The sequence below is a fragment of the Ornithinicoccus hortensis genome (assembly GCF_006716185.1).
Lineage (GTDB): Bacteria > Actinomycetota > Actinomycetes > Actinomycetales > Dermatophilaceae > Ornithinicoccus > Ornithinicoccus hortensis.
Map to the genome: position 1 here is coordinate 3,393,926 of NZ_VFOP01000001.1, position 14,604 is coordinate 3,408,529.

The window sequence follows — 14,604 nt, forward strand, 5'->3', positions numbered from 1 at the left end:
CGAGGACGGGTGTCCTGCGTCATTCCGACCGTATGCCGAGGCGATGGCTGGAGGGGGATCTCGCCCGGCGTGGCGCAATCGACGGCTCGGTGAACATTGGGTGACTCGGCTCAGCCGGGCTCACCGCCGGTTGCCCGGGTGGCGGCCCGTCCGCGCCAGCGCAACAGGTCCTCGGCGTATTCCTCGGCGGCGTGGGCGGCCAGCCCCGCGGTCCGGGCCAGCACGAACAGCGCGGTGCCTGCGGTGGCGGGCAGATCGAGCGCGACGGTGGCCACCGCGAGGGCGGCGTCGATGTTCGGCTCGTAGCGCCCGCCGTCGGGCAGGCCCGCGCGCAGTTCGGCCAGCGCGGCCAGCGGGGCGGCGGCCGCGGGCACCCGACCCCACGCCGCGAGGGCGACGTCGGCACGCGGGTCCCCCTCGGCATACATGAAGTGACCGAACCCCGCCCGGACACCGTCCGGTGGCGCGACCGCACGGAGCACGGGGTGCAGCCGCTCGCTGGCACGGCCGTGCTCATGCCCGGCGAGCGCGGCGTAGCCGGCCAGGAGGCAGTCGGCGATGCCGGCGCGGGCGGACGCTGCGGCCCGGGTGGCGGTGGTCGACGCGGTGAGCCCGTGGTCGAGCAGTTGGACCAGCGTCTCGTCGACGGCCGTGCTCTCCTCCTCCGTGGCGGTTCGGCCGGTGAGGTTCGCCACGATCCGCTGGGCCAGTCGCGGAGACCGGTCGGGCCGGCCCGTGGCCGAGAGCGCGTCGACCAGCGCCGGGCAGGCGGTGGCCACCGCGGCCGCGGCCCCGGACGACGTGCGCTCCTCGCCCCACCCGCTCTCCGCCAGCCGCACGATCGCCCCAGTCAGCCGGCGGTCCAGCGGGACCTCGGTGGGCAGGGCCGTGACTCTGAGCGACGGCGGCTGCGACAGCTCGGGGCGGAACCCCAGGACCAGCTCGATGCCGTCCTCCAGCGTCTTGCCCCTGGACCACGCGCTGACCTCGTGACCGCGGTAGTACAGGGCGTCCGGCCCGGAGTGCGATACCTCTGAGGTCACGGACCGGAACCGGTGCACCCGCTGCGCGGTCCGCCGCCCCCGCCGGCCGCCCTCGGCCAGCCGGTCCACGGCGGTGCGGTCCAGCAGACTCCCCCGCCCGGCCGGGTTGCGCCGACTCACCAGCAGCCCCCGGCTGACGTAGGCGTAGACCGTCGCCGGCTTCACGCCGAGACGCTGCGCCGCCTCATCGGTGCTGATCCACTGCGTCACCTGGAAGGCCCTTCCTGTGGACTGAATCAATATTGACTGAACCGCGCCCAGACGTCCACCGTGGAGGCTTCCAGCACACGTGAGGAGACCGCCATGACCGCTTCCACACTGACCGTCCCCCGGGGACTGGCCGGGGTCATCGTGACCGACACCGAGATCGGTGACGTCCGGGGCCAGGAGGGCTACTACCACTACCGGCAGTACTCGGCGGTCGAGCTGGCCCGGACGCAGAGCCTCGAGGACGTCTGGTTCCTGATGTTCCAGGGGCGACTGCCGGACGAGGCCGAGCGCACGGCGTACCGCCAGGAGATCGGGCAGGCCCGGCTGGCACCCGAGGAGCTCCTCACCGCCCTGCCCGTCCTGTGCCCCGCCGGCAGCGCGCCACTGACCACGCTGCGCACCGCCTGGTCCTGGCTCGGCGCTCACCTGGACCTGGTGCCCATGTATGACAGCAGCCCCGAGGAGCGGGCCGCCACCGCGCTCCGGCTGGCCGCGCTGGCACCGACCGTGCTCGCCGCCGCCCACCGGATCGCCGCCGGCGAGGAGCCGGTGCCCGCGGACCCGACCCTGGGTCACGCCGAGGACTACCTGCGGATGCTCACCGGCAGCACACCCAGGGCCGAGGACGTCCGCGCGGTGGAGCAGTACCTGGTGCTCACCGTGGACCACGGCTTCAACGCCTCGACCTTCACGGCCCGCACGGTCGCCAGCACCGGCGCGGACGTCGCTGCGACGCTGGTGGCCGCGGTCGGGTCCTTCTCGGGACCGTTGCACGGGGGTGCACCGAGCCGGGCGCTGGCGGCGCTGGAGGAGATCGGCACGCCCGACCGGGTCCGCAGCTGGGTGCGCGAGCAGGTCGCCGCGGGCCAGCGGGTGATGGGATTCGGGCACGCGGTCTACCGCACCCACGACCCCCGCTCGGAGATGCTGCGCGAGGTGGCCCAGGCCCGCGGTGGCGACCTGGTGGACTTCGCCGTCCTGGTCGAGCGTGAGGTCGAGGCCGCGCTGGCCGAGCTCAAACCGGGTCGTCCGCTCTATGCCAACGTCGAGTTCTATGCCGGTGTGGTGATGGAGCAGGCCGGCATCGCGCGGGACATGTTCACCCCGACCTTCTGCGTGGCCCGGGCCATCGGCTGGGCGGCAAACGTGCTTGAGCAGGCACGGGACAGCAAGATCATCCGGCCGGCCGCCCGGTATGTCGGTCCCCCTCCGGAGGTTGCCGGGGACGGCGCAGCCTGACCCGAGGACAGCCGCGGCCCGGAAAGGGTCAGGCCCCGAACCGGCGCTCGCGCTCGGCGTAGGAGCGCAGGGCGCGCAGGAAGTCGACCTTGCGGAAGTCGGGCCAGAACGCCTCGCAGAAGTAGAACTCGCTGTGCGCGCTCTGCCAGAGCAGGAAACCTCCCAGGCGCTGCTCCCCGCTGGTGCGGATCACCAGATCCGGGTCGGGCTGTCCCTTGGTGTACAGGTGCTCGGAGATGTGCTCGACCTCCAGGGTCCGCGCCAGTTCCGCCAGCGGGGTGCCCTTGGCGGCGTGCTCGGCCAGCAGCGAGCGCACGGCGTCCGCGATCTCCTGGCGGCCGCCGTAGCCGATGGCCACGTTGACCAGCATCCCCTCGACCTCAACGGTCGAGTCGGCGGCGGTGGCCAGCGCGGCGGCGGTGCCGGACGGCAGCAGGTCACGGGCCCCCACGACGTGCAGGCGCCACCGCTTGGAGGCCGCGAGCTCGGCCACCACCTCTTCGATGATCCGCAGCAGGGGCTCCAGCTCGGTGGCCGAACGGTTCAGGTTGTCGGTGGACAGCAGCCACAGGGTGACCACCTCGACGCCGGCCTCGTCGCACCACTCCAGCAACGGCTGGATGTTGTCCGCCCCCGCTCGGTGCCCGTGCGCCGTGTCCGCCCCGCGTGCCTTGGCCCACCGACGGTTGCCGTCGAGCATCACCCCGACGTGCCGCGGCACGCGATCCGCCTGCAGCTGTTTGCTCAGGGAGCGGTTGTACGCCCGGTAGAGCAACTCGCGCAGGGAGGCCATGCGGTCAAGGTACTCGCTCCACCTGCAGCGCCGTCCGAGGGTGACGCGAGTCATAACTTACGCATTGGTAACCTACGGGCCCGTAGGTTACGCTGGTGCCATGGCACAGACCGAACCGAACAGCAGCGGCATCTCCTCGTTGGGTGATGCCGCCCGCGACGTGGCCGACAGCGCTCGTGAGATGGCCGACTCGGCGCGCGACCTCGCACACGCCCTCAAGCCCAAGTTGCGCGGGTGGCTGCACCTGGGCATGGCGCCGCTGGCGCTGGCTGCCTCGATCGTGCTGGTCTCGCTGGCGCCGACCAGCCAGGGCCGGATCGCCGCGGCGGTCTTCGGGGTCACCGCGGTCCTGCTGTTCGGGACCTCGGCGCTCTACCACCGTGGCAACTGGAGCCCGCGGACCGCGCGGCTGCTCAAGCGGTTCGACCACGCCAACATCTTCCTGATCATCGCCGGCACCTATACCCCGTTCGCGGTGCTCCTGCTCCCCGACGGCAAGAGCGCGACGCTGCTCTGGCTGGCCTGGGGCGGCGCCCTCATGGGCGTGGCGTTCCGGATGCTGTGGGTCGGCGCCCCGCGCTGGCTCTACACCCCGGTCTACGTCGCGCTGGGCTGGGTCGCGGTGTTCTACCTCCGGGAGTTCCTGGAGTTCGGCGGGCCGGCCGTGCTGACCCTCATCGCGGTCGGTGGCCTGCTCTACACGATCGGCGCGGTCGTCTACGGCACCAAGCGGCCCAACCCCTCACCGCGCTGGTTCGGCTTCCACGAGATCTTCCACGCGTTCACCGTGCTGGCGTTCATCGCCCACTACACGGCCGCCTCGCTCACCGTCTACGGCGCGACACCGGTCGGCGTCTGAGCGCCTTCCCGCGTGTTGTCGGGTCCCTGCGGGTGATCCCGGTTCAGGACCTGCTGTCGGCATCCCCCGCCGGGTCGGACCCGGCGGCATCGGACTGACCCTCGACACCGTCACCAGCGCCGTCGGCAACGCCCTCCGCCGCGTCCTGGGCGGGGCCGACCTCGCCACCCTCGGCGCCTGCCCGCTGCGCGTCGGCGGCTGCGGCCTCCGCGTCGGCGGCCCGCAACTCCTCCCGCTGCCGGGACCGGCGTAGCCGCCGGCTCAGGTCACGGCCGAGGAACCACAGCGCCAGACCCAACCCGAACAGGACCAGGAAGCCGCCCAGTCCCGCGGTGATCTCGACACCGGTGGGGTTCACGCCGAGGCCGCCGTGCCGTCGTCACCGGCGCGCTGCCCCGGCTGTCGACGGTCCCGGTCGTGGTGCCCCTCGACCTCGGTCATCTCGTCGCCGACCTCCTGGGCGTCGTACTCCGCGGCGTGGGCGGAGTACTCCTCCTCCGTGCGCTCCTGGGGCAGCGGCGCGCGGAAGACGACGACGGGTTCGCCCTCGGGGTCCCGCTCCGGCTCGCGCCGGCACAGCTGGTCGGCCTCCGTGAGGTCGGTGGGCAGCCCGGCGAACAGGTCGTCCTCGGGCAGGTCCACGCCGACCAGCGACCTGGCCAGTTCGTAGTCCTCGACCGGGTAGGCCCGCTGCTGCACCTCCAGCGGCACCCGGAACCAGTTGCCGTCCGGGTCGACCTGCGTGGCGTGGGCGCGCAGCGCGTCGTCGCGCACCCCGTAGTACTCGGCGCACTCGACGTGCGTGGTGATCGTCCGCTCCGGCCGCTTGTCGAGGTTCTGCATCCACTCGACATACGGCGATTCCTGCCCCAGCTCGAGCATCGCCTCGTGCAACGCTCGGATCCGGGCCGCGGACCACGCGCTGTAGTACACCTTCTGCGGCTGCCACGGCTCGCCCGCGTGGGGGTATGCCGTGGGGTCGCCGGCCGCGCGCCAGGCGGACATGGTCACGACGTGGGTCATGATGTGGTCCGGGTGCGGGTAGCCGCCGTTCTCGTCGTAGGTGGTGATCACGTGCGGACGGAACTCCCGGATGACCCGCACCAGGGCTTCGGTGGTGACCTCGATCGGTTCCAGGGCGAAGCAGCCTTCCGGCAGGGGCGGCAACGGGTCCCCCTCGGGGAGACCGGAGTCCACGAAACCCAACCAGGTGTGCCGGATGCCCAGGATCTTGGCGGCCCGCGCCATCTCGCGGCGCCGGACCTCGGCCAGGTCCCGGGTGATGTCCGGGTCGTCGATCAGCTTGGGGTTGAGCACGTCACCGCGTTCCCCGCCGGTGCACGAGACCACCATCACCTCGACGCCCTCCGCGACATACTTCGCGGTGGTCGCCGCCCCCTTGCTCGACTCGTCGTCGGGATGGGCATGCACTGCCATCAACCGTCGGCCCTCAGACACCTGCGCTCCTCGTCGTTCTCGCGATGGCGGACAATGGTCCGCGAGGCACCCGCTCACGCGGGCCCCCGACATCCTCTCACCGTCGTGGAACGGAGTTGACAGCGTGACCATTCCGGCGCCCGCCGCCACCGGCCGCAGCACCCGGTTCTGGTGGGTGGTCGGGACTGTCGCGGTGCTGCTGATGACCGGCCTGGCGGTCTGGTTCGGGATCGCGGGGTCGGTGGGCAAGGTGCACTGGAACAACAACGGCTTCCAGTTGCACGGCGATACCTCGGTCGACGTCCGGTTCGACCTGACCCGCGACCCGAGCCGCGCCGTGGTGTGCGAGTTGCAGGCCCTGGACGAGACCCACGCCCGGGTCGGCACCACCGAGGTCACCGTCGGACCGTCCGAGTCCTCACCCAGCCGGCACATCGAGACGGTCCGGACGACCTCGGCCGCCACGACCGGATACGTCGACGCCTGCTGGTACGCCGAGCCCTGAACCCGCTCCCCCGGTCCCGATCCGGGCGACCGTCAGGCGCCTCCGGACGTGACCGGATCGTAATCTCGCAAGGTGGAGTTTCGACCCGAACTTGTTAAACTGAGGGTTCACGACGGTCCGGGCAGGGCGATTCCGCACGCAGTGGAACGCACACCGCCCGGGCCTCCTTGTTTCGTCAGACCGGTCCGGCACCCCGCCGTACCGGCCGTCCGGACAAGTGTCACCACCAGTAGGAACATGAGGGAGTGAGCGACGTGACCGAGGCAGCAGCGACGTCGACCAATTTTCTGACCAAGGACGCCTTCGAGCGGCTCTCGGCGGAGTTGCGTCACCTGTCCGGTGAAGGACGCCAGGACATCGCGCGGCGGATCGAGTCCGCCCGCGAGGAGGGCGACCTGAAGGAGAACGGCGGCTACCACGCGGCCAAGGAGGAGCAGGGCAAGATGGAAGCCCGCATCCGCCAGCTCGAGCACCTGCTGGAGCACGCCACCGTGGGCGAGGCCCCGCCGGACGACGGCGTCGTCGAGCCCGGGATGCTCGTCGAGGTCGAGATGTTCGGGGAGACCGAGACCTTCCTGCTGGGCAGCCGCGAGATCCTCGGCGACGGCGACGACCTCGTCGTCTACAGCGAGCGCTCCCCCCTGGGTATGGGCATCCTCGGCAAGTCCGCCGGTGAGACCACCACCTACGAGGCGCCGAACGGCAAGCAGATCGAGGTCAAGATCATCAGCGCCAAGCCGTACTCCGGCTGAGCATCAGCACGCAGGAGGGCCGGACCGGGAGCGTTCCCGGTCCGGCCCTCCTGCGTTGCCGGTCAGTTCCTGCGTTGCCGGTCAGGTCTGGGAGGCCTCAGCTCACCAGGTTCCAGACGGCCATCGCCACGAGCAGGACGGCGCCCACCACGGCGGCCACGGTCCCCGCCCGGATCTTGGCCCGCCCGGCATTCGGGTCCGGCCCCCGACCCTCGACGCCGAACCCGAGCTCGGTGCCGATGTCGAGCGTCCCCGGCGGCCCGCCGAACCCGCCCTTGGTGCCGATCCGGGCCCGCGCCTCACGCCGTTCCCGACGGCCCCAGAGGTAGAGCGCGACGCCGACGACGAGCAGCACGAGCGGCAGCCCGAAGCGGGTCAGCAGCTCCGGCGTCGTCCAGTCGAGGGTCGCGGCCCGCAGCGGCACCGTCGTCAGCGCAGAAGACATGGGATGCACCGTGCCACAGGTGGGGCCCCTCCGCCAGATCGACCCGCGGCTCGGCATACCGCCGGATTCCGGCCCGTGTGACACTGGTGCCATGCGCACCCAGCCTCCCGAGATCCCCGGCACCCCGCTCCCCGGACGGGACGAGCCGCTGCCCGGGATCCCCACCACCAACGAGGTCCTGGACTCCCCGCTCCACGGGCCGTGGGGCGAGCACACCGAGGTGTTGTACATCGCGATGGGCTGCTTCTGGGGCGCCGAGCGGATCTTCTGGCGCATCCCCGGCGTGGTGAGCACCGCCGCGGGCTACATGGGCGGGGTCACCCCGAACCCCACCTACGAAGAGGTCTGCAGCGGCCGGACCGGTCACGCCGAAGCGGTCCAGGTCGTTTACGACGCCAACGAGGTCTCCCCGGAGGAGCTGCTCAAGGCGTTCTGGGAGAACCACGACCCGACCACCCAGGACCGGCAGGGCAACGACCGCGGCACGCAGTACCGGTCGGCGATCTACTGGACCACCCCCGGCCAGGAGGAGGCGGCCCGGGCCACACACGACGCCTTCCAGCAGGTGCTGACCGACAACGGCTACGGCCAGATCAGCACCGAGTTGCGCCCGGCCGTCGACGCCGGCACCTTCTACTTCGCCGAGGGCTACCACCAGCAGTACCTGCACAAGAACCCGAACGGATACTGCAACCACGGACCGAACGGGATGACCTGCCCCGTCGGGATCGTCCGCCAGGACGAGCTGCCCAGCCAGGAGTCGGTGCTCGGCCGGGAGTAGGTCGACTGGACGGGCTGTGCACGAGTGGCCGCCAGTCGGTGCCGTCGCGGTGGGACGCCACATGTCCTCCGTCCACGGGTGACTGCCCCACCCTGCGGGGCAGTCACCCGTCTACCGAATGGACCAGTTGTGCACACGAATCGGCGATCTGCCGGCAACAACGCGTCCGCTCGGCGTCCGTGCGCACCGCAGGATTTACCGACCGGCCGTCGAGAGGTGTGGCATCGGCGACACCGGGTATGTCGTCAGGAACGTCGCTGGGTCCGGGCCGTGGCCGAGGCGGTCCACGGGTCCTCCGGCCATGGGTGCTTGGGGTAGCGACCGCGCATCTCGGCGCGCACCTGCGCGTAGGCACCGGACCAGAACGAGGCCAGGTCGTCGGTGACCGCGAGCGGGCGTCCGGCCGGGGACAGCAGGTGGAACTGCACCGGCACCCCGGCCACCGCCGGGCTCTGCGCCCACCCGAAGCACTCCTGCAGCTTCACTGCGACCACCGGGCGCCCATCGGGGTCATCCACCGCCGGGTAGTCGATCCGGACCGCCCTACCGCTGGGGACCGCCAGGCGCTCGGGCGCCAGCTCTTCCAGCTGCGCCGCCTCCGGCCACGGCAACAGGCGGCGCAGCGGCGCGGTCAGGTCGATCCGGTCCGCCCGTCCACCGTCGGCCAGGCGGTCCACCTCGGGGCCGAGCCACTCCGGCCACCGGGCGGCGAGCGCGGCGTCGCCCATGTCGGGCCAGGGGTCCCCGACCTCCCGGTGCAGCAGGGCCAGGCGGCGCCGCAGTCCGTCGGCGGCTTCGGACCAGGTGAAGATGCCGAGTCCCTGCTCGGCCAGGGCGGACTCCACGGCCCGCCGCGCCTCGTCTGCTCCCGGACGCACCGCCACCGAGGACAGCTCGATGGCGTCCAGGGCGCGGACCCGGCGCGCAACGACCCTGTGGTCGCGGAAGGTCGCTGTGGTCCGTTCGACGAGCAGCCCGCCCGCCGCCATCTCGGCGGTCTCCTGGGCCAGCGGGGCCGCCGAACGGATGACCGCGCCGGTGCCGGCCGCGGCCCGGCCGTCCGCCCGGGCCACCTCGGCGACCGCGATCCACTCCTGGCCCCTCAACCCGCCGGGAGGCAGCGCGGCCCGGGTGCCGGACGCGAGCAGGTAGACCTCGCCGGTGCGCCGTGCCACCCGGTCCGGGTGGGCCAGCGCCACGACCAGCCCGACGCCATCAGCCCGCCCGCCCCGGCCCGATCCGGTCCGCCGTTCGGCCAGCTCCTCCAGGCGCCGCACCTCCCGCATCCACCGGGTCGCGCCGGGGGCGCTCCCCCGGCGCAGCGCCCCCAGCAACCCGGCCAGGTCACCGCCGTCGGGGCGGTGGTCGTCGGCCAGCGCGGCGACCACCTCGGCCGCGACCCGCGGTCCCACGAGCGCCGCGCCGTCGAGCAGCGCGCGGGCCAGGCGGGGGTCGGCAGGCACCTCGGCCAGTCGCCGTCCCAGGTCGGTGGCCTGCCCTTCCTCGTCGACCGCCCCGAGTCGCCGCAGCACCGCCTCGGCGTCCCGGACGGCTCCGGCCGGTGGCGGATCGGGCAGCGGCATCCCCTCGCCGCGCGGGGTGCCCCAGCACGCCAGCAGCAGGGCCGGCCCGACCAGGTCGGCGACCGAGATCTGCGGGGTGACGTGCGCCGGCATCGCCGCGAAGGTCGTCTCGTCGTAGCACCGCACCGCAAGACCGGTGCCCTGCCGCGCGGCCCGCCCGGCCCGTTGGACGGCGGCGTCCCGGGAGGCCGCCACGGTGACCAGGCCGGACATGTCGCGGGCCGCGTCCCTGCGCGGCTCCCGGGCCAGACCCGCGTCGACCACCAGGCGCACGCCCGGCACCGTGAGGGAGGACTCGGCCAGGGCGGTCGAGACCACGATGCGCGGCGCGTCCCCCGGGGAGGACCCGGCCGTCACCCGGTCCTGGGCACGGGCCCCGATCCGGCCATGCAGCTCCAGCACCTCGGCGCCGGGCACCAGTCGCCGCAGCCCCGCCGCGACCCGCTCCACCTCGCGGACCCCGGGCAGGAAGACCAGGGCGTCCGGAGGACCCTCCAGTCCCAGCGCTCCCGCGGCCTGCCGGTGAGCCTCGGCCGCGGTCTGGGTGACGTGGTCGAGGAAGGCGTCGGCCACTCCCCTGGCGTCGGTGCGCGGCACCGGTGCGGGCGCCCAGCGCAGCTCCAGGGGGTGCAGCGCCGAGGGGCAGTCCACCACGGGCGCGGGTCCGGCCGTGGCGGCACCGAGCAGCGTCGCGAACCGCGCCGCGTCGAGGGTCGCCGACATGGCCACGAGCACCAGGTCCTCGCGCAGCACCCGGACCTCGGCCAGCATGCCGACCAGCAGGTCCGTCTCGATGCCCCGCTCGTGCACCTCGTCCAGGACCACGGCCGCCACACCGGGCAGGGCAGGGTCGGCGAGGAGCCGCCGCAGCAGCACGCCCGGGGTGGCGAACTCCACCCGGGTCGCGCTCGACACCTGCCGCTCCCCACGCACGGTGAACCCGGCGAACTCCCCGGGGGAGGTCCCGGTCAGGTCCGCGAGGCGGCGGGCCGCGGCCCGCGCCGCGATCCGGCGGGGCTGCACGACGACGACGCGGCCGGTCAGGTCCGCGGCCAGCGCGGGTGGGGCGAGGGTGGTCTTGCCGGTGCCCGGGGGCGCCTGGACGACGGCCACGCCGCGGTCCCGGACCGCCGCCCGCAGGTCGGGGACCGCGGCCGCGAACGGCAGGCCCTCCCCGATGCGGTGGAGGTCGGTCACCCCACGGACGCTAGCAGGGCCCCGCCGTACCCTGTGCCGATGAGCCGCGTCGTTTTCATGTGCGGCCCGGCCGGGTCGGGGAAGTCGACGATCGCCCGCACCTTCGAGCAGCAGGGGATGGTGCGGCTGTCCTTCGACCAGGAGGCGTGGGCCCGGGGCCTGCGCACCATGCCGCTCCCCGACGAGGTGCACCGCGAGATCGAGTCGGTGTTGCGTGAGCGTCTGGTCGCCCTGGTCCGGCAGGGCACCGACGTGGTGCTGGACTTCTCGTTCTGGTCGCGGCGGTCGCGGCAGGACTACCGGGAGCTGCTGCGACCGCTCGGCGTCGAGCCGGAGACGGTCTACCTCGCCACGGACCGGGAGACCGCGCTGCAACGGGTGCGGTCCCGTGCCGTCGGACACGGCGATGACTTCGCCCTGCCCGAGGAGGTCGCGGCCCGCTACTTCGACGACTTCGAGCCGCCGACCCCCGAGGAAGGGCCCCTCGTGGTCGTTCCGCCGCCCTCCGGGTGAGCCGTATGCAGCGGGAGACTGTCGGCATACGGCCCGCCCGGTCCGGGTCAGCTCAGGTGGTGGACGGGCGCCAGGTTGTAGACGGGGGTGTCGATGCCCTCGTGGCGGGCCTTGAGCTGGAGCGCCAGGTAGAGGGAGTAGTGCCGTGACTGGTGCAGGTTGCCGCCGTGGAACCACAGCGCCTCCTGCTGGGTGGGCTTCCACATGTTGCGCTGCTCGCCCTCCCACGGCCCGGGGTCCTTGGTGGTGTCCGAGCCCAGGCCCCACACCTTGCCGACCGTGTCGGCGACCTCCTGGCTGATCAGGTCGGCGGCCCAGCCGTTCATCGAGCCGTACCCGGTGGCGTAGACGACCAGGTCGGCCTCGAGCTCGGTGCCGTCGGCGAGGACGACCGAGCCCTCGGTGAGGTGGTCGACCTGGCCCTGGACCAGCTTCACCTGGCCGTCGGCGACCAGGTCGGCGGCGCCGACGTCGATGTAGTAGCCCGAGCCGCGGCGCAGGTACTTCATGAACAACCCGGAGTCGTCGTCACCGAAGTCGAGCTGGAAGCCGGCCTGCTCCAGCCGCCGGTAGAAGTCGGCGTCGATCTCGCGCATCTTGTCGTAGAGCGGGATCTGGAAGGTGTGCATGATCCGGTAGGGCAGCGAGGCGAAGATCAGGTCGGCCTTCTCGGTGGTGACGCCCGCCGCGACCGCCCGCTCCGAGTAGAGGTCGCCCAGCCCGACCTCCATCAGGGTGTCGCTCTTGACGATGTGCGTGGAGGAGCGCTGCACCATCGTCACGTCGGCGCCGTGCTCCCAGAGCGCCCCGCAGATGTCGAACGCCGAGTTGTTGGAGCCGACCACCACGCACTTCTTGCCCGAGTAGGCGTCCGGACCCGGGTGCGCCGAGGAGTGGTGCTGCTCGCCGCGGAAGACGTCCTGGCCGGGCAGCACGGGCACGTTGGGCTTGCCGGACATGCCGGTGGCCAGGACCAGGTGGGTGGGCCGCAGGGTCAGCGGCGTGCCGTCCCGCTCGACCTCGACGGTCCACTCGCCCGTCTCCGCCGAGTACTGCGCGCTGGTCGCGGTGGTCGAGGACCAGTAGGGCACCTCCATCACCTTGGTGTAGCTCTCCAGCCAGTCCCCGATCTTGTCCTTGGGGGCGAACACCGGCCAGTTGTCCGGGAACTTCAGGTAGGGCAGGTGGTCGTACCAGACCGGGTCGTGCAGGCACAGCGACTTGTAGCGGCCCCGCCACTGGTCCCCCGGGCGAGCGTGCTTGTCGACCACCAGCGAGGGGACGCCGAGCTGGCGCAGCCGGGCCCCCAGCGCGATGCCGCCCTGTCCGCCCCCGACGACGAGGACATACGGCTGGGTCGTCGTGCCGAAGCCCTCGTCCTCGGCCCGGCGGCGCTCCAGCCAGGTGACCCGGTCCTTGGTGGCGCCGTGCTCCGCGCCCATCGGCCGCCGGTCGCGGCGCGGCTCCTCGTGCCCCTTGAGCTCGTAGAGCGTGGTCAGGAAGGTCCACGCCTTGGTCCGACCGTCCTCCTCGATCAGCCGCGCCAGCCCCTGCCCCCGACCGACCTCGGTCTCGAAGGTGAACCAGGCGGTGGTCACCCCGCCCTCCTCCGCCGGTGGCTCGGAGGTCGCGAAGCCGTGGGGTCCGGTGTGGCCCAGGGTGTGCTCGAGCAGGTCCCGCACCCCGTCCGGATGCTCGACGGTCGTGATGTTCCAGGAGAAGGCGATCAGGTCCCGCCAGTAGCTCTCCGTGGCGAAAAGGTCGGCCGCCGCATCCACGTCACCGGCGGTCAGCGCCGATTCGAATGCGGCGAACCAGTCGTCGGCCACCTGCTGCGGTCCGGTCGTCTGGGGTTCCATCGTCTGGGTCACGGTCGCTCCTTCGCGTTGCGGTAACGTGATCCAGGTAACACTGGCGGGAGGACCGGACGGAAGGGTTGCAGAAGGTTGCAGCCCGCCCGCACGGGGCGTCAGGCCCCCGCCGCGGAGTTCGCTGGGAGCGCCCATGGAGTCGACCGAGCTGGCCCGGCGCCGCCACCGCGAGGACCACCTGAACGGCGCGGCCGCGGGCGACGGGGTCCGCGCGGACATCATGGCGTCGTGGCGCCGCGTGCACGCCGCCGGTGTCGACCCGCACGGTGACCCCGGCATCACCCCGCTGCCCGAGGCCGAGGTGCACCGGCGCCGAACCTCCGGGGGCCTGCGGGAGTTGCTGCCGCTGCTGGAGGACTCACTCCAGGCCGTCGTCGACGCCGGGCAGCTCCTGGTCGTCACGGACGCCGAGGGCAGGGTGCTGTGGCGCCGCGGGCGGGCCCCGGTGCGCCGGATGGCGGACGACCTGGGCTTCGTCGCCGGGTCGGCCTGGACCGAGGGCAACGTCGGGACCAACGCGATCGGGACGGCGCTGGTGCTCGGCGAGCCGTTCCGGATCACCGGCAGCGAGCACTACGTGGAGTCCCACGCACGGTGGGGGTGCGCCGCGGCCCCGCTGCGCGACCCGTGGACGGGGCACCTGGTCGGGGTGGTCGACGTCAGCGGTCCCCGCACGAGCATGCACCCGGTGCTGCTGTCGACCGTCGCCCTCGCCGCCCGGCTGGCCGAGATGGAGCTGCTGGAGCGCCACCGCCGCGCCCTCGACGAGCTACGCGCCGGCTCCGCCCACCTGTTGAGCAGGGTCGCCGGTCCCGCCGCCGTGGTCGACCCGACCGGACACGTCGCGGCCTCCTCCGGCCTGGTCCACGACCGCTCGGTCGCCCTGCCGGACGACCTGGAACCCGGCCCGGCGCACCTGCCCAGCCTGGGCGAGGTGGTCGTCGAGCCGCTGCCCGGTGGCTGGCTGCTGCGTCCCTCGGGGCAGGACGTCTCCTCCTCGCGGGTGGTCCTGGACCTCACCGGGGGTCCCGTGATCGAGGTGTATGCCGAGTCGGGCCGTTGGGTGCGCCGGCTCACCCCCCGGCACGCGGAGCTGCTAGTCGCCCTGGTCCGCGCGGGGTACACCGGCCTGACCGCCGCCGAGCTGGCCGACGCGGTCTTCGCGGACCCGGACCGGCTGGTGACCGTGCGCGCCGAGATGTCCCGGCTGCGCAAGACCCTCGGCGGCCTGGTGCTCGCCCGGCCCTACCGGCTGGCCCCGTCGGTGGAGGTGCACACCCGGTGGCCGGTCGACCCCGCCGCGCTGCTCCCCGGGTCCAGCGCCCCGGTGGTGCAGCGCACCCGCGGCTGGCTGTCCAGCGCGCCGGGGACGTAGT

Annotated in this window: 14 protein-coding genes; 7 read left to right on the forward strand and 7 right to left on the reverse strand. The window is 72.9% G+C overall.

The window, feature by feature from the left end; translation table 11 throughout:
• Positions 1-110: 110 nt before the first annotated feature.
• Positions 111-1,253, reverse strand: coding sequence for a citrate synthase (locus tag FB467_RS15870; RefSeq protein WP_170230794.1), 1,143 nt, complete (start codon positions 1,251-1,253; stop codon positions 111-113).
• A 93-nt stretch (positions 1,254-1,346) separates the two neighbouring features.
• On the opposite strand from FB467_RS15870, the gene FB467_RS15875 reads away from it, so the two are divergent.
• Positions 1,347-2,492, forward strand: a complete 1,146-nt coding sequence (locus FB467_RS15875; protein WP_141785967.1) for a citrate/2-methylcitrate synthase — start codon at positions 1,347-1,349, stop codon at positions 2,490-2,492.
• A gap of 28 nt (positions 2,493-2,520) precedes the next feature.
• Here the strand turns inward: FB467_RS15875 and FB467_RS15880 are convergent, their stop codons facing one another.
• Positions 2,521-3,285, reverse strand: a complete 765-nt coding sequence (locus FB467_RS15880; RefSeq protein WP_141785968.1) for an isoprenyl transferase — start codon at positions 3,283-3,285, stop codon at positions 2,521-2,523.
• A gap of 100 nt (positions 3,286-3,385) precedes the next feature.
• On the opposite strand from FB467_RS15880, the gene trhA reads away from it, so the two are divergent.
• Entirely contained in the window at positions 3,386-4,144 is a 759-nt protein-coding gene (trhA, locus tag FB467_RS15885) for a PAQR family membrane homeostasis protein TrhA (RefSeq protein WP_425325840.1), read from the forward strand.
• Positions 4,145-4,187: 43 nt separating this feature from the next.
• On the opposite strand, the gene FB467_RS18820 is transcribed toward trhA, so the two are convergent.
• Positions 4,188-4,502 carry a hypothetical protein gene (locus FB467_RS18820; protein ID WP_194288379.1) on the reverse strand — a complete coding sequence of 105 codons (315 nt, stop codon included), beginning with the start codon at positions 4,500-4,502 and terminating at the stop codon, positions 4,188-4,190.
• Complete coding sequence (gene mca, locus FB467_RS15895) at positions 4,499-5,581, reverse strand: mycothiol conjugate amidase Mca (protein ID WP_141785969.1); 1,083 nt, start codon at positions 5,579-5,581, stop codon at positions 4,499-4,501. Before mca ends, FB467_RS18820 begins: the two co-directional genes overlap by 4 nt.
• Before the next feature lie 124 nt (positions 5,582-5,705).
• Here mca and FB467_RS15900 point away from each other — a divergent pair, with 124 nt between their 5' ends.
• On the forward strand, positions 5,706-6,086 hold the full coding sequence (locus tag FB467_RS15900; protein ID WP_141785970.1) for a DUF4307 domain-containing protein: 381 nt from the start codon (positions 5,706-5,708) through the stop codon (positions 6,084-6,086).
• Positions 6,087-6,331: 245 nt separating this feature from the next.
• Positions 6,332-6,838, forward strand: a complete 507-nt coding sequence (greA, locus tag FB467_RS15905) for a transcription elongation factor GreA (protein ID WP_425325841.1) — start codon at positions 6,332-6,334, stop codon at positions 6,836-6,838.
• 97 nt (positions 6,839-6,935) lie between these two features.
• Here the strand turns inward: greA and FB467_RS15910 are convergent, their stop codons facing one another.
• Complete coding sequence (locus tag FB467_RS15910; protein ID WP_141785971.1) at positions 6,936-7,283, reverse strand: hypothetical protein; 348 nt, start codon at positions 7,281-7,283, stop codon at positions 6,936-6,938.
• Positions 7,284-7,374: 91 nt separating this feature from the next.
• Between FB467_RS15910 and msrA the strand changes: the two genes are divergently transcribed.
• Positions 7,375-8,064, forward strand: a complete 690-nt coding sequence (gene msrA / locus FB467_RS15915) for a peptide-methionine (S)-S-oxide reductase MsrA (protein WP_141785972.1) — start codon at positions 7,375-7,377, stop codon at positions 8,062-8,064.
• A gap of 245 nt (positions 8,065-8,309) precedes the next feature.
• Here msrA and hrpB read toward each other — a convergent pair whose 3' ends face one another.
• Positions 8,310-10,844 carry an ATP-dependent helicase HrpB gene (gene hrpB / locus FB467_RS15920; protein WP_211350627.1) on the reverse strand — a complete coding sequence of 845 codons (2,535 nt, stop codon included), beginning with the start codon at positions 10,842-10,844 and terminating at the stop codon, positions 8,310-8,312.
• A 39-nt stretch (positions 10,845-10,883) separates the two neighbouring features.
• Between hrpB and FB467_RS15925 the strand changes: the two genes are divergently transcribed.
• Positions 10,884-11,357 carry a P-loop nucleotide/nucleoside kinase family protein gene (locus tag FB467_RS15925; protein ID WP_211350628.1) on the forward strand — a complete coding sequence of 158 codons (474 nt, stop codon included), beginning with the start codon at positions 10,884-10,886 and terminating at the stop codon, positions 11,355-11,357.
• 47 nt (positions 11,358-11,404) lie between these two features.
• Here the strand turns inward: FB467_RS15925 and FB467_RS15930 are convergent, their stop codons facing one another.
• Positions 11,405-13,216 (reverse strand): flavin-containing monooxygenase, encoded by a 1,812-nt coding sequence (locus FB467_RS15930; RefSeq protein ID WP_141786725.1) that lies wholly within the window; start codon positions 13,214-13,216, stop codon positions 11,405-11,407.
• A 145-nt stretch (positions 13,217-13,361) separates the two neighbouring features.
• Here FB467_RS15930 and FB467_RS15935 point away from each other — a divergent pair, with 145 nt between their 5' ends.
• Positions 13,362-14,603, forward strand: a complete 1,242-nt coding sequence (locus FB467_RS15935) for a helix-turn-helix domain-containing protein (RefSeq protein WP_141785973.1) — start codon at positions 13,362-13,364, stop codon at positions 14,601-14,603.
• Position 14,604 lies beyond the last annotated feature (1 nt).

Bases quoted from the DNA above. Each gene is read 5' to 3' on its own strand.
- FB467_RS15930 (WP_141786725.1), bottom strand. From the start codon at position 13,216: ATGGAACCCCAGACGACCGGACCGCAGCAGGTGGCCGACGACTGGTTC.
- FB467_RS15925 (WP_211350628.1), top strand. From the start codon at position 10,884: ATGAGCCGCGTCGTTTTCATGTGCGGCCCGGCCGGGTCGGGGAAGTCG.
- mca (WP_141785969.1), bottom strand. From the start codon at position 5,581: ATGGCAGTGCATGCCCATCCCGACGACGAGTCGAGCAAGGGGGCGGCG.
- FB467_RS15935 (WP_141785973.1), top strand. From the start codon at position 13,362: ATGGAGTCGACCGAGCTGGCCCGGCGCCGCCACCGCGAGGACCACCTG.
- FB467_RS15875 (WP_141785967.1), top strand. From the start codon at position 1,347: ATGACCGCTTCCACACTGACCGTCCCCCGGGGACTGGCCGGGGTCATC.
- trhA (WP_425325840.1), top strand. From the start codon at position 3,386: ATGGCACAGACCGAACCGAACAGCAGCGGCATCTCCTCGTTGGGTGAT.
- msrA (WP_141785972.1), top strand. From the start codon at position 7,375: ATGCGCACCCAGCCTCCCGAGATCCCCGGCACCCCGCTCCCCGGACGG.
- FB467_RS15880 (WP_141785968.1), bottom strand. From the start codon at position 3,285: ATGGCCTCCCTGCGCGAGTTGCTCTACCGGGCGTACAACCGCTCCCTG.
- FB467_RS15910 (WP_141785971.1), bottom strand. From the start codon at position 7,283: ATGTCTTCTGCGCTGACGACGGTGCCGCTGCGGGCCGCGACCCTCGAC.